This window comes from Paraburkholderia sp. GAS206C (assembly GCF_050435645.1).
Taxonomy (GTDB): Bacteria; Pseudomonadota; Gammaproteobacteria; order Burkholderiales; family Burkholderiaceae; genus Paraburkholderia; species Paraburkholderia phenazinium_B.
This window is the reverse complement of the sequence record NZ_JBNDKR010000003.1, coordinates 61,611-85,177: the sequence shown is the minus strand read 5'-3', so window position 1 is coordinate 85,177 and position 23,567 is coordinate 61,611. Positions and strand designations below refer to the sequence as shown.

22 protein-coding genes are annotated in these 23,567 nt (G+C 63.5%); 15 read left to right on the top strand and 7 right to left on the bottom strand.

The genetic code is table 11. The annotated features are described in order from the left end of the window. Window positions 1–25 precede the first annotated feature (25 nt). From P3T20_RS08660 to P3T20_RS08650, 3 genes are read left to right on the top strand one after another with little or no spacing between them, the layout of a single operon-like run. Window positions 26–931, top strand: a complete 906-nt coding sequence (locus tag P3T20_RS08660; protein ID WP_074263212.1) for a biotin--[acetyl-CoA-carboxylase] ligase — start codon at window positions 26–28, stop codon at window positions 929–931. Further along, the gene (locus tag P3T20_RS08655; RefSeq protein WP_074263211.1) at window positions 928–1,851 is read left to right on the top strand and encodes a type III pantothenate kinase; all 924 of its coding nucleotides are present in this window, start codon (window positions 928–930) and stop codon (window positions 1,849–1,851) included. The genes P3T20_RS08660 and P3T20_RS08655 overlap by 4 nt, the downstream gene beginning before the upstream one ends. A 47-nt stretch (window positions 1,852–1,898) precedes the next feature. Continuing rightward, window positions 1,899–2,138, top strand: a complete 240-nt coding sequence (locus tag P3T20_RS08650) for a hypothetical protein (protein ID WP_074263210.1) — start codon at window positions 1,899–1,901, stop codon at window positions 2,136–2,138. Between the two features lie 9 nt (window positions 2,139–2,147). On the opposite strand, the gene rfaE2 is transcribed toward P3T20_RS08650, so the two are convergent. From rfaE2 to P3T20_RS08620, 6 genes are all read right to left on the bottom strand, one after another. Beyond that, a complete protein-coding gene (gene rfaE2 / locus P3T20_RS08645) occupies window positions 2,148–2,630 on the bottom strand; it encodes a D-glycero-beta-D-manno-heptose 1-phosphate adenylyltransferase (RefSeq protein WP_074263209.1) in 483 nt (160 codons plus the stop codon). 118 nt (window positions 2,631–2,748) lie between these two features. Beyond that, on the bottom strand, window positions 2,749–3,621 hold the full coding sequence (locus P3T20_RS08640) for a ferritin (RefSeq protein ID WP_074263208.1): 873 nt from the start codon (window positions 3,619–3,621) through the stop codon (window positions 2,749–2,751). Between the two features lie 500 nt (window positions 3,622–4,121). After that, window positions 4,122–5,312, bottom strand: coding sequence for a patatin-like phospholipase family protein (locus P3T20_RS08635; protein ID WP_074263207.1), 1,191 nt, complete (start codon window positions 5,310–5,312; stop codon window positions 4,122–4,124). 34 nt (window positions 5,313–5,346) lie between these two features. After that, window positions 5,347–6,114, bottom strand: a complete 768-nt coding sequence (locus P3T20_RS08630; protein WP_074263206.1) for a PhaM family polyhydroxyalkanoate granule multifunctional regulatory protein — start codon at window positions 6,112–6,114, stop codon at window positions 5,347–5,349. Between the two features lie 109 nt (window positions 6,115–6,223). Next, the gene (locus P3T20_RS08625; protein WP_074263205.1) at window positions 6,224–7,114 is read right to left on the bottom strand and encodes an enoyl-CoA hydratase/isomerase family protein; all 891 of its coding nucleotides are present in this window, start codon (window positions 7,112–7,114) and stop codon (window positions 6,224–6,226) included. Between the two features lie 218 nt (window positions 7,115–7,332). Further along, a complete protein-coding gene (locus P3T20_RS08620) occupies window positions 7,333–8,325 on the bottom strand; it encodes a fumarylacetoacetate hydrolase family protein (RefSeq protein ID WP_074263204.1) in 993 nt (330 codons plus the stop codon). A gap of 163 nt (window positions 8,326–8,488) precedes the next feature. Between P3T20_RS08620 and P3T20_RS08615 the strand changes: the two genes are divergently transcribed. The 7 genes from P3T20_RS08615 to P3T20_RS08585 all read left to right on the top strand — a co-directional run bounded on the left by P3T20_RS08615 (window position 8,489) and on the right by P3T20_RS08585 (window position 16,723). Continuing rightward, window positions 8,489–9,355, top strand: coding sequence for an IclR family transcriptional regulator (locus P3T20_RS08615; RefSeq protein WP_429286707.1), 867 nt, complete (start codon window positions 8,489–8,491; stop codon window positions 9,353–9,355). 138 nt (window positions 9,356–9,493) lie between these two features. Next, complete coding sequence (locus tag P3T20_RS08610) at window positions 9,494–10,828, top strand: DUF3108 domain-containing protein (RefSeq protein ID WP_429286706.1); 1,335 nt, start codon at window positions 9,494–9,496, stop codon at window positions 10,826–10,828. Window positions 10,829–11,044: 216 nt separating this feature from the next. Beyond that, a complete protein-coding gene (gene pcaD, locus P3T20_RS08605; RefSeq protein WP_429286705.1) occupies window positions 11,045–11,833 on the top strand; it encodes a 3-oxoadipate enol-lactonase in 789 nt (262 codons plus the stop codon). Window positions 11,834–11,951: 118 nt separating this feature from the next. After that, window positions 11,952–12,209, top strand: coding sequence for a BTH_I0359 family protein (locus tag P3T20_RS08600; protein WP_074263200.1), 258 nt, complete (start codon window positions 11,952–11,954; stop codon window positions 12,207–12,209). A 294-nt stretch (window positions 12,210–12,503) separates the two neighbouring features. Further along, window positions 12,504–13,574, top strand: coding sequence for a homocysteine S-methyltransferase family protein (locus P3T20_RS08595; RefSeq protein WP_074263199.1), 1,071 nt, complete (start codon window positions 12,504–12,506; stop codon window positions 13,572–13,574). Between the two features lie 59 nt (window positions 13,575–13,633). Then, window positions 13,634–16,351, top strand: coding sequence for a methionine synthase (gene metH, locus P3T20_RS08590; RefSeq protein WP_429286704.1), 2,718 nt, complete (start codon window positions 13,634–13,636; stop codon window positions 16,349–16,351). Between the two features lie 168 nt (window positions 16,352–16,519). Next, window positions 16,520–16,723: an acid-shock protein gene (locus tag P3T20_RS08585; RefSeq protein WP_074263197.1), complete on the top strand. Its 204-nt coding sequence runs from the start codon at window positions 16,520–16,522 to the stop codon at window positions 16,721–16,723. Between the two features lie 242 nt (window positions 16,724–16,965). Here the strand turns inward: P3T20_RS08585 and P3T20_RS08580 are convergent, their stop codons facing one another. Beyond that, on the bottom strand, window positions 16,966–17,292 hold the full coding sequence (locus P3T20_RS08580) for a DUF1840 domain-containing protein (protein ID WP_074263196.1): 327 nt from the start codon (window positions 17,290–17,292) through the stop codon (window positions 16,966–16,968). 274 nt (window positions 17,293–17,566) lie between these two features. On the opposite strand from P3T20_RS08580, the gene argS reads away from it, so the two are divergent. The 5 genes from argS to P3T20_RS08555 all read left to right on the top strand — a co-directional run bounded on the left by argS (window position 17,567) and on the right by P3T20_RS08555 (window position 23,563). After that, window positions 17,567–19,357 carry an arginine--tRNA ligase gene (gene argS, locus P3T20_RS08575; RefSeq protein ID WP_074263195.1) on the top strand — a complete coding sequence of 597 codons (1,791 nt, stop codon included), beginning with the start codon at window positions 17,567–17,569 and terminating at the stop codon, window positions 19,355–19,357. A 79-nt stretch (window positions 19,358–19,436) separates the two neighbouring features. After that, window positions 19,437–20,174, top strand: a complete 738-nt coding sequence (locus P3T20_RS08570) for an SPOR domain-containing protein (RefSeq protein ID WP_074263194.1) — start codon at window positions 19,437–19,439, stop codon at window positions 20,172–20,174. 150 nt (window positions 20,175–20,324) lie between these two features. Continuing rightward, window positions 20,325–20,963, top strand: a complete 639-nt coding sequence (locus P3T20_RS08565; RefSeq protein ID WP_074263193.1) for a thiol:disulfide interchange protein DsbA/DsbL — start codon at window positions 20,325–20,327, stop codon at window positions 20,961–20,963. Between the two features lie 16 nt (window positions 20,964–20,979). Next, window positions 20,980–21,750 carry an SDR family oxidoreductase gene (locus P3T20_RS08560; RefSeq protein WP_429286703.1) on the top strand — a complete coding sequence of 257 codons (771 nt, stop codon included), beginning with the start codon at window positions 20,980–20,982 and terminating at the stop codon, window positions 21,748–21,750. A gap of 217 nt (window positions 21,751–21,967) precedes the next feature. Then, window positions 21,968–23,563, top strand: coding sequence for an ABC transporter substrate-binding protein (locus P3T20_RS08555; protein WP_429286702.1), 1,596 nt, complete (start codon window positions 21,968–21,970; stop codon window positions 23,561–23,563). Window positions 23,564–23,567 lie beyond the last annotated feature (4 nt).

The window sequence follows — 23,567 nt, the reverse complement described above, 5'->3', positions numbered from 1 at the left end:
GTCCCCTGTCGCTACAATATGCGGCATGAACGCCTCCAAGACCTCATCCCAACCCAGCCCATCGGGCGACTGGCGCATTGACCGCGAGCGCGCTGTCGCGCTGTTCGGTGCTCACGCGCAACACTGGCCGATCGAAATCGTCGAGGAAACCGGCTCGACCAACGCCGACCTGATGGCCCGCGTCAAGGCGCTGCCGCGCCGCTCGAATGCACTGCCTCGGCCGATCGTACGGGTCGCCTATCTGCAGACCGCCGGCCGCGGCCGGCGCGGACGCACATGGTATGCGGAGCCGGGCAATGCGCTGCTGTTTTCGGTGGCCTGCGTGCTGCCACGGCCGCTCGAAGAACTCGCGGGCCTGAGTCTGGCGGTGGGCGTCGCACTGGTGGACGGACTGCGCTCGCTACCGGTCGCAGGACCTGGCCAGATCGCCCTCAAATGGCCCAACGATGTGTTGCTGGAAGGCGATAAGCTGGCTGGCATCCTGATCGAAACGGCCTGGAGTACCGACTACGCAAGCGCGGTGGTGATCGGCATCGGCACTAACGTCAAGGGCGCGGACGAACTGGCTGCCAAGGTCGGCGCACTGAATACGGATGTGCCGCCACAGGCGCGCGGCACGGTGCCGACGGCGCTATCGCGGGCGCTGCTCACCGCCAATCTGACGGATACGCTCGCGGCCGAACTGAACGCGCTCGAACCGGCGCTCAAGCGCTTCGCCGAGGACGGCTTCGAGCCGTTCCAGCCGCGCTGGAACGCCTGTCATGCCTATGCGGGCCGTGAAGTGGTACTGCTCGAGCAAGGGGTTGAAGTGACGCGCGGTGTGGCAGCGGGCGTCGACGAACTCGGGCAGTTGTTGCTCGACACGCCGTCGGGACGCCAGGCCATTGCGACCGGCGACGTCTCGTTGCGCCTCGCCGACGGGGCCGCATGAGCGGCGCGCCTTTTCTGCTGATCGACGCCGGCAATAGCCGCGTCAAGTGGGCGCTGGTGCAGGCCGATGGCTCGCAGAGTCATGCGGGTGCGTTTGCGCACGGTGGATCAGGCGCGGGTGCTTCAGTGAATTCTGCTGCTTCTGCCAGGCCCGGCGCGCTTTCGACAACGGCCTCGGCTACTTTGTTGCCCTCAGATCAAGCCTCCCGCACCGACGAGCCCGACTGGTCCAGCCTGCCAGCCCCTGCCAGCGCGTGGCTTTCCAACGTCGCCGGCGAGGCAGTCGCGCAACGCCTCACCGCCTTGCTGGACGCCCACTGGCCCAGCCTGCCGCGCACAACGATTCGCGCCCGCGAGCGGCAATGCGGCGTGACCAACAGCTACACAACGCCTTCCGCGCTGGGCAGCGACCGCTGGGCCGGGCTGATCGGCGCGCACGCGGCATTTCCAGGCGAGCCGCTGTTGATCGCGACATTCGGCACGGCCACCACCCTGGAAGCGTTGCGCGCCGACGGCGTATTCGTCGGCGGCCTGATCGCGCCCGGCTGGTCGCTGATGATGCGCTCGCTCGGCGAGCACACCGCCCAACTGCCCACGCTCGATGCTAACGCGGCCCGCGGTCTGCTAACGCCCGGCGCAAGCACACCCGCCGGTGACCAACCGCGCCGCGGCCCATTCTTCGCCACGGACACCCCACGCTCGCTCTCCGCCGGTTGCGCGCTGGCGCAGGCCGGGTTGATCGAGCGGATGTGGAGCGACCTGCAGGAGGCGTGGGGGATGCCCGTGCGCCTGGTAGTGGGTGGCGGCGCCCTCGACGAAGTGACAGCCGCCCTCAAAGTGCCGCATACTCGCCACGATTCGCTCGTGTTGTCCGGCCTCGCGCTGATTGCCGCCGAAAGCGCACCGGCCGCGCACCATTGAGATTCGCCATGAACGCAGGCCGCACCCTTTAGACGGAGACTCCAACAATGCTGCGCTGGCTGATCGCTATTCTGTTTCTTGCCAACCTGCTCGCGTTCGCGACGGTACGCGGCGCGTTCGGGCCGACGCCCCTTGCGGGCGCGCGTGAGTCGAATCACCTGAATCGCCAGCTTCATCCGGAGATGCTGAAGGTGCAGCCCGTTTCGGCGGCCGACGCAGCGGATCTCGCCGTGGTCGGCGGGCCCGCTCCGACGCCGGCCATAGCGGCGTCAGAGCTGGGGCAGTAGCCTGCCCTCTCAGCCCTGCGCGCGGACCTTCTTGAGCAGCGCGGTCGTCGAGCGATCGTGCTCGAACGGAATGGCCAGCGCACGGCCACCCCAGCCGCGTACCAGCGCCGACTCAGGAAGCTTGTCCATATCGTAGTCGCCGCCCTTGACGAGAACATCGGGATGCAGCGCTTCGATCAATGACACCGGCGTCTGCTCTTCGAAGCACACCACCCAATCGACACTTTCCAGCGCCGCGAGCAAGGCCATCCGGTCGGCCTGGTTGTTGATGGGCCTGTCATCGCCTTTACCTAGTCTGCGTACCGACGCGTCGCTGTTCACGCCAACAATCAGGCAGGCGCCCAGAGCCTTCGCATCGGCCAGATAGGTCACGTGACCACGATGCAGGATGTCGAACACACCGTTCGTGAACACCACCGGTCCGGTAAGCGAGGGGCGCAGTTGCGCCAGGGCATCGCGGGTCGTGAGCTTGCGTTCGAAAGTGGCGGCCATGGGAAATCAGAGAAAAAGAGAAATCATGCAAACGGCCCGGCAGGCTTGCACCTGTCGGGCCGTCATTTCATGCGTTACGTGTCACTGGCGACTCGCGCCAAGGCGCAACGCGGGACCGTCAGGCCGGCTGCTCAGCCGACTTCTGATCGGCCTGCAAACGTGCCACCACTTCCTTGCGATAGCGGTTCAATTCCTGCGCCGTATTGAAAGTGCGCTCGAACAGGATGGACAGGTTGTGCAGGATGCGCTCCACCACCTTCTTCTCCCAGCCGTCGTCGAAACGGATCTGTTCGTCGAGCCAGCGTTCGAGCCACTCCGGATCGGGCAGGCGCGACTGGATCGTGTCGCGCGGGAACAGCGCCTGATTCACGTGCAGATTGGTCGGGTGCAGCGGCTTTTCCGTACGACGCGCTGACGCCATCAGCACGCCGATCTTCGCAAACGCCGCGCGCGCAACGTCACCGAAATTCGACATGGCCTTCTTCATGTAACGCAGATAGGCGCCGCCATGACGCGCTTCGTCGCGCGAGATGGTTTCGTAGATCGCCTTGATCACCGGTTCCGTGTGCCATTCGGCCGCGCGGCGATACCAGTGGTTCAGGCGGATCTCGCCGCAGAAGTGCAGCATCAGCGTTTCCAGCGGAGGTGCCGGATCGAACTCGAAGCGCACCGCGTGCAGCTCCTCTTCGGTCGGGCACATTTCCGGCTTGAAGCGGCGCAGATACTCCATCAGCACCAGCGAGTGTTTCTGTTCTTCGAAGAACCACACGCTCATGAAGGCGGAGAAATCGCTGTCATGATGGTTGTCGCGCAGAAACATTTCCGTTGCGGGCAACGCAGACCATTCGGTGATCGCGTTCATCTTGATCGTTGCGGCCTGCTCGTCGGTCAAGAGCGATGCATCGAACGTGTCCCAGGGAATGTCTTTCTCCATGTCCCATCGAACGGATTCGAGCGATTTATAAAGTTCCGGATAAAGCATGGTGTTCATAGTCCCACCCCTGTTCTGCGCATTGCGACGTCTGTTTGTGTCTTTTGCAACTCTTGCTAACGGCGAACGAAACACACGCGTTCACGAGCCAAGCATTCAATTTTACGCGGGAATCGGCCACCCGGACGCACCGTGCGGGAAAGAAGTCCTGCGGCATTCGTGCTGCGCGGACACCGAAGTCTCGCGCCGCATGGCCAACCGTGCGTGAACCTGCCCAACGCAACCGGCCCAGCCTTGCCAGATGGAAGCCGTTATCCAGCCCCGCGCCGGTCGAACCTGTGACAACCGGTGACTACGGGGCGGCGGATTCGTTGTTTTCAGAGCACGCCCAAGGGCCAAACAAGCTTACATCATGATAGCACGCTGCCCTGACACCTTTTCCTTACATAGGGTCACAAGGGTTCGCCACCTTGATCGTTCGCAACAAAGTAGCTGAGATTCATGTTCCGCTTGTGACGAAACCTGTTTAGGTGTGCTTGAGCCTGCATGATTCCGTCCCGTCAGCTTGCCTCGCATCCCGCCGGTCCGGAGGTGCCGTCCAATGCCGGAGCGGCGATCCAAGCCGCGATCTCGGCGCGCTTCGCGAGCGCGTCGCGGCGCCCAAGTTCGATCAGTTCACGCGTGAATTCACTTTCGAACAGCAGGTAACTGGCAAACGACGCCCCCGACGCCCGGTTGCCGCCCACGGCACCCAGCAGCCCACGGACCGTAAGCGGCAGACGCTGCAGGTGGCGCGCCGCAATCAGCTCGATGCGCTCGCTCGGCGCAATCGCCAGCACGTCGATATGGCGCCAGCCGCTTTCCGGCTCGACCACGTGGGGAAGATGCAACACCATCCGGTTGACGTGCTCGATGCGCTCGATGTCCGCGCCGAGCGCATCGAGAAACACGCTCGCCATCACCTGCTGACCGATCTGCGCAAGCGAGGGGTAGGCGTCGTCGCGCCCGTCCGCCGGCACTTCCGGCCGCGGCGTCGCCGCGCCGATCACGAGGATGCGGTGCGCGCCGAAGTGAATCGCAGGACTAAGCGGTGCGATCTGGCGTATCGAGCCGTCGCCGAAGTATTCGTGATGTCCGTCCAGCTCTAGCGGCACAGCGGGAAACACATAAGGAATCGCTGACGACGCAAGCAGGTGGGCAGGCGTGAGCTCAACCATCCGTGCAGTGCGTTGCGCGCGCCGCCAGGCCTGGATCGGCTCGCTCGCCTGGTAAAAAGTCAGATGTTGTCCTGACGAATAGCTGAGCGCAGTGATGGACAGCGCATGCAGCGCGCGCGTATCGAGCATCTGCTCGATACGGCGAAAACTGAGCGCATCGCGCAGCAGCCGGGCCAGCGGCGAGTTATCAAGCAACGCACGCGGCGAACGGCGCGCGGCCCAGCCGAAGCTCATCGCAGCGAGCCAGCGGGCGCCCGCGGCGACGACGCCGGGCCAGTCGGTGCGGTACACGTGATGCGCATGCATATCCGACCAGACGCGCACAAGCCGGTCCGCGCCACGCGAGAAGTCGTCGGCATGGCTTGCAATCGAGGTGGCGTTGATCGCGCCAGCCGATGTGCCGCAGATCACGCTGAACGGCGACGCGCGAGACGCTGGAGCGACTTCGCGCGCGATCTCGGCAAGTGCCTGCAGCGCGCCCGCCTGGTAAGCGGCGCGTGCACCGCCGCCCATCAGAACTAATGCGAGCCGCATGCGCGGGACCCGCTGTTGGTCACGCCGGGACGCTTCACTCGGGTTGCGACGGCGTCTTTCTGACGGTGCGCGGCCGGCTTGCCGAACCGCCACTCGCAGGCGCGCGCTTCGCGGCCGGTTCCTTTGCGGTGGACTTGTCGGCGGCAGATCCGTCGGCGGGTTCCTTTGTGGCTTCCGTCTTCGGTTTACCCGCTGACACTGGCGAATCGGCAGCAGCGTCGCCGCCCGCCGCCGGTTGTGCCATCGCGAACTGCGCGATCTGGTTGAATTGCGATTGCAGCAGGTTCCACCAGCTGGACGCATCGAAGCCCGGCGCGTTCGCGTTATCACCTGCTTCCGGTTCCGCGGCGCCTGCTGCGCCAGCAGCTTCGGGACGCGGCGCAGCGGCAGGCTCGGGGCGAGGCCTTGCCGCTGGAGACGGAGCCGCCGCAGCAGCAGGCTGCGCCATCGACTGCTGCGCAAAGGCTCCAAACGCCCGCAGCGTCGCAAGCGTGGCGCGCTGCACTTCGAGCGCCTGAATCGCCGATTGCAGCATGTTCAGATTCAGCTTGAGCCATTGTTCGACCGCTCGCATATCGGTGATGCGCTTGTCGAGTTCTTCGACGTTGGTAAGCGGCGCCATCATGTCGGACATCATCGACAGCGATGGTCCGAGGCCATGGGCCGCGCCTGTCTGGACACCCGGGAAAGCTGAGCCGAAAGGCGTGAGCCGCATCATGTCCCACATGCGGTCCATCATCTCGCCAGGCGGGAAACCCGGGAAACCGGGGAAGGGCGGCGTGGAGCCAGGTGTATCGGTCATGTTTTTCTCCTCGCAGCAGACAGGGATGGAAATGGCGCAGGTCCACCACGCGCGTTTCGTCCGATCATACCGCGCGCGACGGGGTTGTCGCGCGCCTAAGTCAGGTGGATCAGGCCGAATGCCCGCCGGATGAACCGCGTCCCGTGGCGCCGCCCGGCGCCCCGCCGCCGCCGTGGAAATCCGGTGCACGGCGCTCACGCAGCGAGCTCACGCCTTCGCGCACATCCGGTCCGGCAAAGCCCATGAACTCGAGCGCGAGCGAGGTATCGAAAGCGGGCCCCGCCGAGCGCAGCCAGTTGTTCAACGCATATTTGGTCCAGCGAATCGCCGTCTGCGAGCCATGTGCAAGTTTCCCGGCCACTTCGAATGCTTTGGGCAGCAGATCATGTTCGTCGACGGCTAGCGACACCAGTCCGATCCGCTCGGCCTCCTCACCGCTGACCGGTTCGCACAGCAGCAGGTAGTACTTGGCCTTCGCCATGCCGCACAGCAGAGGCCAGACGATCGCCGCGTGATCGCCCGCCGCGACGCCTAGCCGCGTGTGGCCGTCGATGATGCGTGCACTCTTCGTCGCAATCGAGATATCGGCGAGCAAACCCGCCACCAGCCCCGCCCCTACCGCAGGCCCGTGCATGGCCGAGACGATCGGCTTGCTGCAGTTGATCACGTTGTAGACGAGATCGCGCGCCTCACGCCAGACGCGCGTGCGGACTTCGAAGTCGGTCGCCATCTGCTCGACGAGATGCAGGTCGCCCCCCGCCGAAAAGCCCTTGCCTTCGCCGCGAATCACCGCGACGCGCGTGTCCGGATCGCGGTCGATATCGCGCCAGATCTCGGCGAGCTCGAAATGCATCCGCGCGTCGGCAGTCGCCAGTGCGCTCTTGTTGGCGCCCTCGCCGCTCATGATGACTTCGAGGATGCCATGCGGATGCCGCCGCAACCGCAGCGAGCGGTAGTGCGCATAGAAGGCGGGATCGTTGATCGGTGAGTCGTGAGACATGGTGGTCGCTTGGTCCGGTAGATCGGAAGCGCGGCAGATTGATATGTCGGTGTCGGCTGCGCCGCCGCCGTGGGCTGGCCTGCGGGCCACCGCGCGTCAGTCAGTGTAGCGGCGCCCGACCGCGCCGGTATCGGGCGAAACCCTCCTGGCAGTGCTGGACGAATTCGCTGAAGGCCTGGTTCGAGCTGCGGATTGCACAGGCCTTAGCCGACGGCGGGTCAGCGCGCGCCGTCGACCGGTGCGATGCCCTGTTCGATCGAACCGAAGATCGACTTGCCTGCTTCGTCGAACATCTCGATCTTCACCGTGTCGCCGTATTTCATGAATTCGGTCTGGGGTGCGCCATGCTCGATGGTCTCGAGACAACGCTTCTCGGCGATGCAGCAGTAGCCGCGCTTCGCATCCTTGTTCGAGACGGTCCCTGAGCCCACGATCGACCCCGCGCGCAGGTTGCGCGTCTTCGCGGCGTGCGCGATCAGCTGGCCGAAGTGGAACACCATGTCCGTGCCGGCGTCCGGCTGGCCGACTTTCTTGCCGTTCCAATGGACGATCATCGGACGATGCACGCGGCCTTCGCGCCAGTGCTCACCCAGTTCGTCGGGCGTAACGGCAACCGGCGCAAAGGAGCTGGCCGGCTTGCCCTGGAAGAAACCGAAGCCCTTAGCCAGCTCCGCCGGGATCAGGTTGCGCAGCGAGACGTCGTTCACGAGCGTGATCAACCGCACGCCCTTGAGCGCCTGCTCGGGGCTCGCGCCCATCGGCACGTCGGTGGTGATCACCGCGACTTCCGCTTCGAAGTCGATGCCGAAGTCCTCCGAGGCACAAACCACGTCGTCCTTCGGGCCAATGAAGTCGTCGCTGCCGCCCTGGTACATCAACGGATCGGTCCAGAATTCCGGCGGCATTTCCGCGCCGCGCGCGCGACGCACCAGTTCGACGTGGTTCACGTACGACGAACCATCGGCCCACTGGAACGCGCGCGGCAGGGGCGCCATGCATTCCTTGGCCTCGAACGGAAAACTGTTGCGCGCGCGGCCCTGATTGAGCGTGTCGTACAGATCCTGCAGTTGCGGCGCGTAGAAGGTCCAGTCGTCGAGGACGCGTTGCAGCGTCGGCGCGATCGCATCGGCGATGGCCGCAGTTTGCAGGTCGCGCGACACGACGATCAGCTGGCCGTCGCGCGTGCCGTCCTTCAGCGTGGCAAGTTTCATAGGAGGAATGAGCCGTGTTAGTGACGATAGAGGGAATCTATTCTACGATGGTGAATCGCCCTGCCCCAAACAGGCTGGTTTGAGGACGCGGTTTGCGCGACTCGCCGTGCCGCGCAGCCTCCCTTCGTTTCAATGCACCGTTCGCGCTCCGTGCGCCTTGCCTATGCCTTCGATTGCCCGCTCCGACGCCGACCCAGCCGATCCGCTCGACGCTTCGGACGACGATACCGCCGATACCGGCGAGGAGAAACTGCGCTCAGGCATCCAGTCGATCGAGGTGGGCTTTCGGCTGCTCGAGGTGCTGACCCACGAGCCGCGCGCGATGATGCTGCGCGACCTCGCGCAACGCGCGGGCATGAGCCCGGCGAAGGCGCATCGATATCTGGTGAGCTTCCTTCGTCTCGGCGTGGTCGCGCAGGACGCGCTTTCGGGACGCTATGAACTGGGCGGCTTCGCCTTGCAACTGGGCCTGGCGCGGCTTGCGAGGGTTGACGGCGTGAAGCTCGCGCGGATTGCGCTGGCGGAGCTGCGCGACCGGCTCGACCTGACGGTGGGCATCGCCGTGTGGGGTAATCAGGGGCCAACAGTCGTGCACTGGATGGAATCGAGCCATCCGGCAAAGGCCTCGCTCAAGCTCGGCGACGTGATGCCGTTGCTCGGTTCCGCCACCGGCCTGTTGTTCGCCGCCTATCTGCCGGCCAGCAAGACCGCGACGATGATCGAACGTGAACTGACCGATTCGCGACGCTCGTCGCAAACGGCCGGTCCGCGCACGCACGAGGAGGTTGAGCGTGTGCTCGAGGAAGTACGCGCTCACCAGGCCGCACGCGTCGAAGGAGTGCTGCTGGCGACCATTCACGCGTTCTGCATGCCGGTTTTCGACTCGACCGGCGATCTCGCACTCGGGCTGATTGCGCTTGGTCACGAAGGCGCATTCGATATCCGCTGGGACGGTGAAGTCGACACGGCACTGCGCGAGTGCGCTCGAAAATTGTCGTACGAACTGGGGTATAGCCCCGCGCCACGTTAGGATGTAAGACAACGACACGATTGCCGCGGAACATCGCCGGTAGCCTGCCTGTCAAACCCGTTCACTGCGCCCAGCGCCGGCATCTCGCTGGCGCGACACGCTCCATCGCATTTTTACCCGTTAAAACCGCGCCGCTCGATGTCGTTTCCCTCCGCAGTCAGCCGCTCCGAACGCACGCTACCTCACGCCGGGCCCCGCCGCACGCGGGCATGGCGCTGGCTCGCCGTGCTGGCGGTCGTGCTGTGCCTGCACTGGATTGCGGCTCAGTGGATCGAGCGCAACCGAACCACATTCACGCCCGAGAACACGGCCCATGTGCCCGTGCAGATTGCGCTGCTGACGCCCGAGCGAATCGAGCGACAACCGGCCGCGTCGACGCCACATCCGGCCGCACCGGCTAAACCCAGGCCCGCAGCGGCGGCGAGCAAGCCGCGCGAGCGGGTGCTCACTGCGACGTCCACGCAGCGCGCGGCCGCAGTCGCGGCGGCGTCTGCCGTCGCAGCGGAGGCAGCATCCGCGGCGCAGGCGAGCGCAGCAGCAGCAAGCGCCGCAGCCAGCGCGCAAGCGGCGGCGGCAAAAGCCGATGCGGGCGTGAAATTCTCGGTGCCACCTTCGGGCGATCTGCAGTACGACACGTTCTATAACGGTGTGCGCAACCAGCCCGGCACGATCCACTGGTCAAGCGACGGCAAAACCTACGACATGGTCGTATCGCTGCCCGTGCCGTTCATCGGCTCGTTCACTTACTCGAGCCACGGCCATATCGACGCCTTCGGACTCGCGCCGGACCAGTACGTCGAAAAGCGCGGGCATCGGCCGGAAGACGTGTCGATCTTCAACCGCACGACAAAGCAGATCGTGTTCACCCGTACGCCCGCGTCCCTGCCGCTCAGCGATGGCGCACAGGACCGTTTCAGCATGGTCATGCAACTCGCCAGCCTCGTGCGTGGCAATCCGGATGCCTACAAACCTGGCGTTACCCGGCAGTTCTTCGTCGTAGACAACGATAGCGGCGAGATCTGGCCGGTCGAGACGATCGGCGACGAAACGATCCGCACTCAGGATGGCTACCTGAGCGCGCGCCACTTCATGCGTCTGCCGCGTCATGCGGGGGATCAACGACGCATCGATGTATGGCTCGCGCCGTCACTTGGGTGGTTGCCCGCGCGGCTTGTACAGACTGAGCCGAATGGCACTGAAGTTGAACTGCTGTGGCGCGGACCGCTGAACCTCGCGGGCGGTAGCGGCAATGCGGGCAGTGCGAATTCTCAGGGAAGCCAGGGAGGTGGCGTATCGGCTTCAGGCGACGGTCCCGTAGCGAGTCCCGCCGAAAACCCAGCGTCGTACCCACCGGTCAACCCCACGACCGCTCCCTCCAGCCCTGCGCCGACAGAACCCTCAACGCCACCCGCAGCAGCCCTGTCGCCACCCGCACCCGACACCACCTCACCCCCCACCGCAGACAAGCCCTAAAGCCGAGCAGATATTCGACAATCTGCCGAAACTTCCATCGCCGTCACGACTCGCACGACAAGCGGCGCCGTTGCGCCGCGCCGATGGGAACACGGTTTGCTGACGTACAAAGTCCGCTGTGGATCACCCGCCGTGCATCACCGTTTATTACCAGCGCGGCAAGCGCCGCAGCGCCGCGCCCGGCCTTCCACCGCATCACCGCTGACAGGAGCCTGCATGCAAGTGAAACTCAACGGTATCGACACGCGCTACGTCCTCGACAATGAAGGCGGCGGCCCCTGGCTGACGCTCGTCCATCAACTGGGCGGCGATCTGTCCGTATGGGACCAGCTCGCCGGTTACTTCCGCGACGATTTCACCGTGCTACGTTACGACGTAAGGGGACACGGCCACACTGCCGTGCCTGATCAACCCTTCAGCATCGCTGACCTCTCGAACGACCTGGCCGCATTACTCGACGCGCTCGGCGCCCCGCATACGCATCTGGTCGGCATGTCGATGGGCGGCATGATTGCGCAGCAGTTCGCGCTCGATCATCCATCGCGCATCGACACGCTCGTCCTCGCCGACACGAGCGCCGGCACCCTGCCCGAGAATCGCGCCGTCTGGGATCAGCGCGCCGCCACCGCACGTCGCGACGGCATGGCCTCACTGGTGCCCGCCACATTGGAACGATGGTTGACGCCGGATTTCCAGAGGTCGCATCCGGAAGCCGTCGAGCCGATCCACGAGGTTCTGCTGCACACGCGGCCCGAAGGCTATGCCCTTGCCTGCGAGGCATTGCGCGACTTCAATGTGCACGAGCGGTTGCATGAAATTCGTCTACCCACGTTGACAATTGCAGGCCGCCACGACACGGGTACGCCACCTGCTGCAACACAATTGATCGCGAAATCGATTCAGGGTGCACAATACGAACTGCTGGATGCGGCACATCTGGCGCCGGTCGAACAATCTCACCGTTTTGCTGCGTTGCTTGAAACGTTTCTCGAAGCACGGGTCTAACTTGAAGGTCCGGGATTTTTACCAGCGTCACTCCGGACCCACCCCTTGAATTCCACACCATACGCTCCACTTATGGCGCAGGAACGGCCAGGAGCCAACGGAAATAAGGAGTGTCGCCATGCAAATGATCTACAACAGCCCCAATTATTGTGTCGTCGAGTTCCCACCGCAGGACGGTCCTCTCGCCATGAAGTCAGGTGGTTACGAGATCGTCGACAAAAACATGCAACGCGAGATCTACATTGATGGCGCTATGGCGGCACGCTTTCGCGAGCACGTCACCAAGCTGATCGAAGAAGAACCGTCGCTGGACGAAGTAGACGAATTCCTCGGTCAATTCGACAGTTTGATGCATCAACCGGTGATCCTCCACTGACACGCAACGCCTCGGCGACACGTACCTGAAACCCTGTCCGGCTTGCCGGGCGGGGTTTTTTGTTATTGTCGAAGGAATACGGCGTTTCAGTTTTCGCCATTCATAGGGGGATTGAATCCCGAAGCGCGTCCCGATGCATGCAAGGTGGCATCTTTTACCGCCTGCAGCGCGCTGCGTCTCCGCCTGGAAGCTTTGATAAGCCCTTTCACCGCGCGCTCAAGACCGGCGAGGCCTTCGCGCTGCGGATACAATGACGGGTTCCCTGAAAAAGACTCGCGCAAGCCTACTTCTGCCATGAACCAGCCCGCCCCGACCGTCAGCTCAGCCCGCCGCCAGACCGCTTATACGCGCGGTACGGCGTTGCCCGCGCTTCTGCAATCGCGCATCCTCATTCTGGACGGGGCGATGGGCACGATGATCCAGCGGTACAAGCTCGACGAGGCCCGCTATCGCGGCGAGCGCTTCAAGGACTACGGGCGCGACATCAAAGGCAACAACGAACTGTTGTCGATCACGCAACCCCAGATCATCAGCGAGATCCACGAGCAGTATCTGGCGGCGGGCGCCGACATCATCGAAACCAACACGTTCGGCGCCACCACTGTCGCGCAGGCCGACTACGGGATGGAAGATCTCGCGGTCGAGATGAATCTCGAATCGGCAAAAATCGCGCGAGCGGCTTGCGATAAATACTCGACGCCGGACAAGCCACGCTTCGTTGCGGGCGCAATCGGACCGACGCCGAAGACAGCGAGCATTTCGCCTGACGTGAACGATCCGGGCGCGCGCAACGTGACCTTCGACGAACTGCGCGCGGCCTACTACGAGCAGGCCAAGGCGTTGCTCGATGGCGGCTCGGACCTGTTCCTCGTCGAAACGATCTTCGATACGCTCAACGCGAAGGCCGCGCTGTTTGCGCTCGATGAACTGTTTGAAAATACCGGCGAGCGTTTGCCGATCATGATCTCGGGCACGGTCACCGACGCGTCGGGGCGCATCCTGTCTGGGCAGACGGTCGAAGCGTTCTGGAATTCGCTGCGTCATGCGAAGCCGCTCACCTTTGGTTTGAACTGCGCGCTCGGCGCGGCGTTGATGCGCCCGTATGTCGCGGAATTGGCGAAGCTGTGCGATACGTACGTGTCGTGCTATCCGAACGCGGGCTTGCCCAATCCAATGAGCGATACGGGCTTTGACGAATTGCCCGCGGATACGTCTGGGCTCCTAAAGGAGTTTGCCAGCGCGGGGCTCGTGAATATTGCGGGCGGTTGCTGCGGGACGACGCCGGAGCATATTGCGGCGATTGCGAAAGCGCTCGCCGAAATCAAACCGCGCAAATGGCCCGGTCAGTACCGGGACGCGGCCTGAGCCGCGCCGCATCACCCGCCCGAAGTAGTCGACGCAAGCAACCGAACCGCACACACGCCATGACCGATCACACCATGCGCCTTTCCGGCCTCGAGCCGTTCAACGTCACATCCGGGACGCTCTTCATCAACGTCGGCGAGCGCACCAACGTGACCGGCTCGAAGGCATTCGCGCGAATGATCCTGAACGACCAGTTCGACGACGCGATCGCGGTCGCGCGTCAGCAGGTCGAAAACGGCGCGCAGATCATCGACGTCAATATGGACGAGGCCATGCTCGATTCGAAAGCGGCGATGGTCCGTTTCATGAATCTGATCGCATCGGAGCCGGACATCGCGCGCGTGCCGATCATGATCGACTCGTCGAAGTGGGAAGTGATCGAAGCGGGCCTGAAGTGCGTGCAAGGCAAAGCGATCGTCAACTCGATCTCGCTCAAGGAAGGCGAGGATGCGTTCCGTCATCACGCCAAACTGATCCGCCGCTACGGCGCCGCCGCCGTCGTGATGGCCTTCGACGAAAAAGGCCAGGCCGATACCTACCAGCGTAAGACCGAGATCTGCAAACGCTCGTACGACTTCCTCGTCAATGAAGTCGGCTTCCCGCCCGAAGACATCATCTTCGACCCGAACATCTTCGCGGTCGCCACCGGCATCGAAGAGCACAACAACTACGCAGTCGACTTCATCAACGCCACGCGCTGGATCAAGGAAAACCTGCCCTACGCGAAGGTCAGCGGCGGCGTTTCGAACGTGTCGTTTTCGTTCCGCGGTAACGACCCGGTGCGCGAAGCGATCCACACCGTGTTCCTCTACCACGCGATCCAGGCGGGGATGGACATGGGCATCGTCAACGCCGGCCAGCTCGGCGTGTACGCAGACCTCGATCCCGAACTGCGCGAGCGTGTTGAAGACGTCGTTCTGAACCGCCGAGCAGACGGCACCGACCGTCTGCTCGAAATTGCTGACAAGTTCAAGACGGGCGCAGCGAAGAAGGAAGAGAACCTCGAGTGGCGCAACCAGCCCGTCGAGAAACGCCTCTCGCACGCGCTGGTGCACGGCATTACCAACTTCATCGTCGAAGATACCGAGGAAGTACGCGCGAAGATCGCCGCTGCAGGCGGGCGTCCGATCAACGTGATCGAAGGCCCGCTGATGGACGGCATGAACGTTGTCGGCGACCTGTTCGGTCAGGGCAAGATGTTCCTGCCGCAAGTGGTGAAGTCAGCGCGCGTGATGAAGCAGGCAGTCGCGCATCTGATCCCGTACATCGAAGAAGAAAAGAAGCTGATGGCCGAAGCCGGCGCCGACGTGCGCGCCAAGGGCAAAATCGTCATCGCCACGGTGAAGGGCGACGTGCACGACATCGGCAAGAACATCGTCTCGGTGGTGCTTCAGTGCAATAACTTCGAAGTGGTCAACATGGGCGTGATGGTCCCGTGCAACGACATCCTCGCGAAAGCGAAGGTCGAAGGCGCGGACATCATCGGGCTGTCCGGTCTGATTACGCCGAGCCTCGAAGAAATGGCGTACGTCGCATCGGAAATGCAGCGCGACGACTACTTCCGCATCAAGAAGATTCCGCTGCTGATTGGCGGCGCAACGACCTCGCGCGTGCACACGGCCGTGAAGATCGCACCGCACTACGAAGGGCCGGTGGTATATGTACCCGACGCGTCGCGCTCGGTCTCGGTGGCCTCGAGCCTGCTGTCCGACGAAGGCGCCGCAAGATACCTGGAAGAACTGAAGACCGACTACGACCGTATCCGCGACCAGCACGCCAACCGCAAGGCGCAGCCTATGGTCACGCTGGCCGAAGCTCGCGCCAACAAGACGAAGATCGACTGGGCCAGCTACCAGCCGGTCAAGCCGAAGTTCATCGGCCGTCGCGTCTTCAAGAATTTCGACCTCAGCGAGCTGGCGAACTATATCGACTGGGCGCCGTTCTTCCAGACCTGGGATCTGGCCGGCCCATACCCTGCGATTCTGAATGACGAGATCGTCGGCGAATCGGCGCGGCGCGTGTTCTCCGACGGCAAGGCGATGCTCGCACGCCTGATCCAGGGTCGCTGGCTGCAGGCCAATGGTGTGATCGCGTTGTTGCCGGCCAATACGGTGAACGACGACGACATCGAGATCTACACGGACGAATCGCGCTCGGAAGTCGCGCTGACGTGGCGCAACCTGCGCCAGCAAAGCGTGCGGCCAGTGGTGGACGGCGTGATGCGGCCGAACCGGGCGCTCGCCGACTTCATTGCGCCAAAGGATTCGGGCGTCGCCGACTACATCGGCATGTTCGCGGTGACGGCGGGACTCGGCGTCGACGTGAAGGAAAAGCAGTTCGAAAAGGATCACGACGACTACAGCGCAATCATGCTGAAGGCGCTCGCCGACCGCTTCGCAGAAGCCTTCGCCGAAGCGATGCACGCCCGCGTGCGCCGCGACCTGTGGGGCTACGCGACGAACGAAACGCTCTCCAACGACGAGCTGATCGGTGAAAAGTATCGCGGCATCCGTCCCGCGCCCGGTTACCCGGCCTGCCCGGATCACCTCGTGAAACGCGACATGTTCGAGGTGCTCCATGCGAGCGAAATCGGCATGAGCGTCACGGAATCGCTCGCCATGTTGCCGGCAGCGAGCGTCTCGGGCTTTTATCTGGCGCATCCGGAAAGCACCTATTTTTCGGTCGGAAAGATTGCCGCGGATCAGGTGGAAGACTTCGCGAAACGGATGGCCTTGTCGAAGCAGGACGCGGAACGGGCCTTGGCCCCGCTGCTGTAAGGTCGCGGCATAGCACCGCCAAAAATCGCCCCACTATATCCAGAACGTAAGGCTGAATATTTCAGGCAGGCAGATTTTCGGCTTTGTAGACTGCAAGCGCTTTACCTGCCAGACGCGGCCATAAAACGCGTCGGCTCAACTACTTGCAACCGACACGGAGAATCTCGCATGAAAAAGCTGACGTTGATTTTGGCTGGTCTTTCGCTTGCAGTCGGCACTTCCGTAGCCTTCGCGCAGACAGCCGCTCCGGGTGGCAGCAGTGCGGTCAGCTCGTACTCGCCGCCTACCCAGAAGCACGTCAAAAAGCCGAAGAAGCAGAAGATGAAGAAGGGTGCCTCGTCCGCAGCACCCGCACCGGCCGCCAGCCAATAAGCCGCGCCGGCCCGAAAGGCTGGACAGTCGCGCGCCCGCAGCCCGTCGCTGTCACGCTCGTTGTTGTTGCAGCGAGACGGATAGCTGGCTTATGCGGTTGCATAAAACACAAGAGCCCGCTTGAAGCGGGCTCTTGTGTTTGGATGTGTCGATTACGCGGGGCAAGGTCCGGCCCAGGCGCCGACCTCGGAGCTATCGCGCAGGAGCCGCGCGGCAACGCCGCAGCAGCGCGCTGACGCCCGTCAAACGCCCCAGACGATATCGGCGTTTTCCTTTTGCGCGGCGCGAAGCATGTCGAGGAACGGATAGGCCCGTTGCGCCAGACCGACCGGAATCTCGTGGTGCTCGTGGCCCTCTTCGCCTTCGTGAAAGTGGCCCTCGTGCTCGGCACGTTCCTGCTTGTCGGAACTGATGGCCGATTCCAGTTTGGTGATTGCTTCGCCCAGTTCATCGTGCATGATGACCCCTCGCTCACCAAGACGTTTGCCGACAATGCCAACAAGGTATTGCGCCAGATTTTCCAGCATCATCACGTCCGGAGCGGCGCGGCATTTGAAAGTAATCAGCATGACAGTTCCCTTTTTCATTTGTTTGATTTACGCGCCGATGGCCGTGGGACGACCGTCAGCGTGCGTTTCGTTGGCGGGCCGGCGAGCGCCGGCGGCCACGGCCCTGTGTTGGGCATCTCATTGGACATATTAGCACCTGCTAAAATCCGTCCTGACGCAAAAGCGCGCCGCTCCGTGCCGGACCATGGTTCGCGCGGCCGATCGGCCGTGGTCTGCCCCCGCCTCGCGCGCTGCTCCCGTTTCACCGCACTGCCTCACTGGACTCGCAACAAGCATGCTGCCCGCACAGAAACAAACGCTCGAACTACTCCTCGCCGACACCGTGAAGCAGGTCGCCGAAGCGACCCAAGGCACGGCCGAAGCCGCCTTCGTCGCCCCCACCATCACGCTGGAACGCCCGAAGGTCGCCGCTCACGGCGATGTCGCCTGCAACGTCGCGATGCAGCTCGCCAAGCCGCTGCGCGCGAATCCGCGCCAGCTCGCGCAGCAGATCGTCGATGCAGTGCTCACCCATCCGCAAGCGCAAGGTCTCGTGGAAGCCGCAGAAGTGGCCGGCCCCGGCTTCATCAACCTGCGCCTTTCGCCCGCGGCCAAACAGGCAGTGATCGCCGCCGTATTCGCGGAACATGAAGCGTTCGGCCGCTCGCAGCGCGATGCCGGCAAGCGTGTGCTGATCGAATTCGTCTCGGCCAACCCAACTGGCCCGCTGCACGTCGGTCATGGCCGCCAGGCGGCGCTGGGCGATGCGCTCGCTAACGTGCTCGCTTCGCAGGGCTACGGCGTGCATCGCGAGTTCTACTACAACGATGCGGGCGTGCAGATCCATACGCTGGCCGTCTCCACCCAGGCGCGTGCGCGCGGCCTGAAGCCGGGCGATGCCGGCTGGCCGGAGTCGGCCTATAACGGCGACTACATCGCCGATATTGCGCACGACTACATGAACGGTGAAACGGTCGCCGCGAAAGACGTCGAGCCGGTCAAGGGCGAAGGCGACGTGGACAACCTGGAGGCCATCCGCCGCTTTGCGGTAGCCTACCTGCGCCACGAGCAGGACATGGACCTGCAGGCCTTCGGCGTGAAATTCGACCAGTACTATCTCGAATCGTCGCTGTATGCGGAAGGCCGCGTCGAGAAAACGGTGAAGGCGCTGATCGCCGCCGGCAAGACCTACGAGCAGGAAGGCGCGCTGTGGCTGCGCACGACCGACGACGGCGACGACAAAGACCGCGTCATGCGCAAGACCGACGGCACCTATACCTACTTCGTGCCGGACGTCGCATATCACGTAGCCAAGTGGGAACGCGGCTTCACCAAGGTCATCAACGTGCAGGGCTCGGACCATCACGGCACGATCGCTCGCGTGCGCGCCGGTCTGCAGGGTCTCGGCATCGGCATTCCGAAGGGCTATCCCGACTACATCCTGCACAAGATGGTCACGGTGATGCGCGATGGCGAGGAAGTGAAGATTTCGAAGCGCGCGGGCAGCTATGTGACGGTGCGCGACCTGATCGAATGGTCGGGCGGCGCAACGCCGGGCTCGGAAACCTCGCCGGATCTGCTCGACGAAGCAACGATTCGCCGTGGCCGCGACGCCGTGCGGTTCTTCCTGATCTCGCGCAAAGCCGACACGGAATTTGTGTTCGATATCGACCTGGCGCTCAAGCAAAACGACGAAAATCCGGTGCACTACGTGCAATACGCGCACGCCCGGATATGCTCGGTCATCAGCGAGTGGAAGACGCGCTACAACGCCGACGAGGCCATTCTGCCGTCGGTGGACGTATCGTTGCTGACCAGCGAGCGCGCCATGGCATTGCTGCAAAAACTCGCGGAATTCCCCGACATGCTGCAACACGCCGCCGACGAACTCGCGCCGCACGCGGTCGCCTTCTATCTGCGCGACCTCGCGGGCGAATTCCACTCGTTCTACAATGACAAGGCTGAACGCGTCCTCGTCGACGACGAAGCGGCGCGTAACGCCCGCGTTGCATTGCTCGCCGCCACGCGCCAGGTGCTGGCAAACGGCCTTGCGACGATCGGCGTCTCTGCTCCCGAAAAGATGTAAGTCCTCCGGCACGACATGCACTCGGCCGTCGTTATAATCGACGACCGTTCCAGGATTCTTTTTGCAGGTGATTTAGACGATGGCAAAACCACGCCGCACAACAAAGCAGTCGAAACAAACCGGGGGCACATTTCTCGGCATCGTACTGGGCCTGATTGTCGGCCTGGCAATCGCGGTAGTGGTGGCGCTATATATCACCCGGGCGCCTACGCCATTCGTCGCCAAGGTTGCCCCGCCTGCGGCTTCCGACACCAGCGCGAGCGATGCGCAATACGATCCGAACCGTCCGCTGCAAGGCAAAACGCCAGGCCAGCCGGTGCCGCAGGCTAACCAGCCGGCGCCGCCGAACACCGCGCCGGGCCAGACCAATGGCGTGAATCCGCCGGGCGGCATGTTGCAGGAACCGCAAATCGTCGAAGTGCCGCCGGCCAGCAGCCCGGCAGCGAACAACGGCGTCGCGGTTGCGCCGCAGCCCGCACAGGATCAGGCCGCCTCCGGTACCGTGAAGAAACCTCAGCAGGCCACTAGCGCTCCGCCCAGCACGGCGGCCGCGCCGGCCTCGAACGCAGCCGATGCGAACAGCGGCTATTTCCTGCAGGTTGGCGCGTACAAGACGTCGGCGGATGCGGAGCAGCAGCGTGCCCGCCTCGCCTTCCAGGGCTTCGAATCGAAGGTCACGCAGCGCGATGCCGGCGGAGTCACGTACTACCGCGTGCGCATTGGACCGTTCTCGAAGTTCGAGGACATGAATTCGGCCCGCCAGCGTCTGTCCGACGCCGGAGTCGATACCGCCGTGATCCGCTTTACCAAGCAGTAATGTTCCGTCATGCGCCGCCGCTGAACCTCAGCGTGCGGCGCGAGTCTCAAGCACCTTAGAGGCCTGCCGCCAAAACCTCATAACGGAGCGGCCTGGACGGTCACCGCACCGCCGTCGCATCGTTACTCCGCCTAATTGGGTCAACAAGACATGAAAAAACTGCTGAGCATTCTCTTTCTCTCTATCGGCCTCGTCAGTGCGGCCGTAGAGGCGTCTCCTGGTGCTCCGGTCGCCGGTAAGGACTACACCGTGCTGCCGCAGGCGCAGCCGGTGGACGTGCCGGCCGGCAAGATCGAAGTCACCGAATTCTTCTGGTACGGCTGCCCGCACTGCAACGAATTCAACCCGTACCTCGAAACGTGGATCAAGAAGCAAGGCCCCGACGTCGTGTTCAAACGTGTGCCGGTGGCCTTCCGCGACGACTTCATCCCCCATTCGAAGATGTACCACGCGCTCGACGCGCTAGGTCTTGCAGAAAAGCTCACGCCGGTGGTCTTCAACGAAATCCACGTCAACAAGGACTATCTGCTGACGCCGGAAGACCAGCAGAAATTCCTTGCCAAGAACGGCGTGGATCCGAAGAAGTACATGGACGCGTACAACTCGTTCTCGACGCAAAGCGAGATCCAGCGCGACAAGAAGATGCTGGACGACTACAAGATCGACGGTGTGCCGACGCTGGCCGTACAGGGCAAGTATGAAACCGGCCCGGCTGCGACCAACAGCCTGCCGGGCACGCTCCAGGTCCTCGATTATCTCGTCGCACAGGTCCGCGCAAAGAAGATGTAAAGCCTGAGGCGCCGGTATGAGTACGACTCTCAAGGTTTTTATCACCGGCGCTTCCAGTGGCATCGGCCTCGCGCTCGCCGCCGAATACGCGCGGCGCGGCGCGATTCTTGGCCTGGTTGCCCGTCGCGGCGACGCCCTCGCCAGCTTCCAGCAGTCCCATCCGGATCATCCCATCTCGATTTACCCCGCCGACGTGCGCGACGCCGATGCGCTCGCGGCCGCCGCTGCGCAGTTCATCGCGCAGTACGGCTGCCCCGACATCGTGATCGCCAATGCCGGCGTCAGCCGCGGCGCGCTCACCGGACATGGCGACCTGCGCGCGTTCCGCGAGGTCATGGACGTCAACTACTTCGGCATGGTCGCCACCTTCGAGCCGTTCGCGGCCGCCATGATGGCGGCAGGCAAGGGCTCGCTGGTCGGCGTGGCGAGTGTGGCCGGCGTGCGCGGCTTGCCCGGTTCGGGCGCTTATAGCGCCTCCAAGGCCGCCGCGTTCAGGTATCTCGAGGCGCTGCGCGTCGAGATGCGGCCCAAGGGCGTCAACGTGGTCACGATCGCTCCCGGCTACATCCGCACGCCGATGACCGCGCACAATCCGTATCGCATGCCGTTTCTGATGGACGCCGACCGCTTTGCCGCGAAGGTCGCCGACGCAGTTGCGCGTAACACGCGCTTCGCGATTTTCCCGTGGCAGATGCGCGTCGTGGCCATGCTGTTGCACGTGCTGCCGCGCTGGATCTACGACCGCGCCTTCGAACGGGCCCCGCGCAAGCCGCGCGCCGCCGAATAGGGTAGGCAGGCCGTGAGCGCGAAAGTGTTCAAAGCCGCGGCGCTGCGTCCATATGGATATGCCGATTCGGTTGTTGTCGGCACAACCACCGTTCGATAAGCTTGCGCGCTGGCGGTTTCGCGCAGGCACGACCTGCGCCAGCGCCGGAAACGTATCACAATGAAGTCGGTGGTCCGCGCAGGCCGCGTGCCCGGCCGCGCTTGTTATGGGAGATCCTATGCGCATTAAATTGCCCGTCGCCGTAATCGCCGCTCTACTCGTCACGGCGCCCGCGCTCGCGCTGGCCAAACCGCTGACCGTCTGCACCGAAGCGAGCCCCGACGGTTTCGATGTCGTCCAGTTCAATTCGCTCGTGACGACCAATGCGTCAGCCGACGTGATTTTCAACTCGCTGGTCGCCTACGACGAGGCCGCGAAGAAGGTGGTGCCCGCGCTGGCGCAGAACTGGGAGGTGAGCGCCGACGGCCTCACCTATACGTTCCATCTGCGCCCCAACGTGCAGTTCCAGACCACTGACTACTTCAAGCCCACCCATGCGCTGAATGCCGACGACGTCGTGTTCACCTTCAGCCGGATGCTCGACGACAGCAACCCGTGGCACAAGGTGACGGGAGCGAGCGGTTTCCCGCACGCGCAATCGATGGGGCTGCCGAAGCTGATCAAATCGGTCGCGAAGGTCGACGACAACACGGTGAAGTTCGAGCTGAACCAGCCGGACGCGACGTTTGTTTCGATCCTGACGATGGGCTTCGCCTCGATCTACTCCGCCGAATACGCCGATCAGCTGCTGAAAGCGGGCAAGCAGGTCGACCTGAATGCCAAACCTATTGGCACCGGGCCGTTCGTGCTGAAGAGCTACACGAAGGACGCCGTGATCCGCTATGACGTGAATCCGACGTACTGGGGTCCCAAGCCGAAGGTCGACCGTCTGATCTACGCGATCACGCCGGATGCCACGGTGCGGGCGCAGAAGGTGAAGACCGGCGAATGCCAGATCGCCCTCTCGCCGAAGCCGCAGGATGTGGCCGACGCGAAGACTGACAAGTCGCTCGCGATCGTGCAGACGCCCGCGTTCATGACGGCGTTCGTCGCGCTGAATACGGACAAGAAGCCGCTCGACAACCAGAAGGTTCGCGCCGCGCTGAACATGGCGTTCGACCGCACGACGTATCTGAAGACCGTGTTCGACAATACGGCGACGCCGGCTGTGAATCCGTATCCGCCGAACACCTGGAGCTACAACAAATCAGTCAAGGCGTGGCCGTACGACCCGGTGAAGGCGAAGAACCTCCTCGCCGAGGCAGGCTTTCCGAACGGCTTCTCGACCACCATCTGGGTGCGGCCGACGGGCAGCGTGCTCAATCCGAATCCGAAGGCCGGCGCCGAACTGCTGCAGGCCGACTTCGCGAAGATCGGCGTGAAGGCGGAGGTGAAGGTGATCGAGTGGGGCGAGTTGATCAAGGAAGCCAAGCAGGGCCAGCACGACACGCTGTTTATGGGTTGGGCCGGCGACAACGGCGACCCGGACAACTTCCTGTCGCCGCTGTTTAGCTGCAACGCGGTGAAGTCGGGCATCAACTTCGCGCGCTTTTGCGACGCCGATCTCGACAAGCTGATCGCCGATGCGAAGGCCACGCCGGATCAGGCCAAACGCGCGAAGGCATATGAAGCTGCGCAGCAGCTCATCCACGATCAGGCGTTGTGGATTCCGCTTGGGTATCCGACGGCTGCGGCTATCACACGGACCGATGTGAGCGGGTATCACGTGAGTCCGTTTGGGCGGCAGAACTTTACGTCAGTGGTCGTGCAGTAAGACT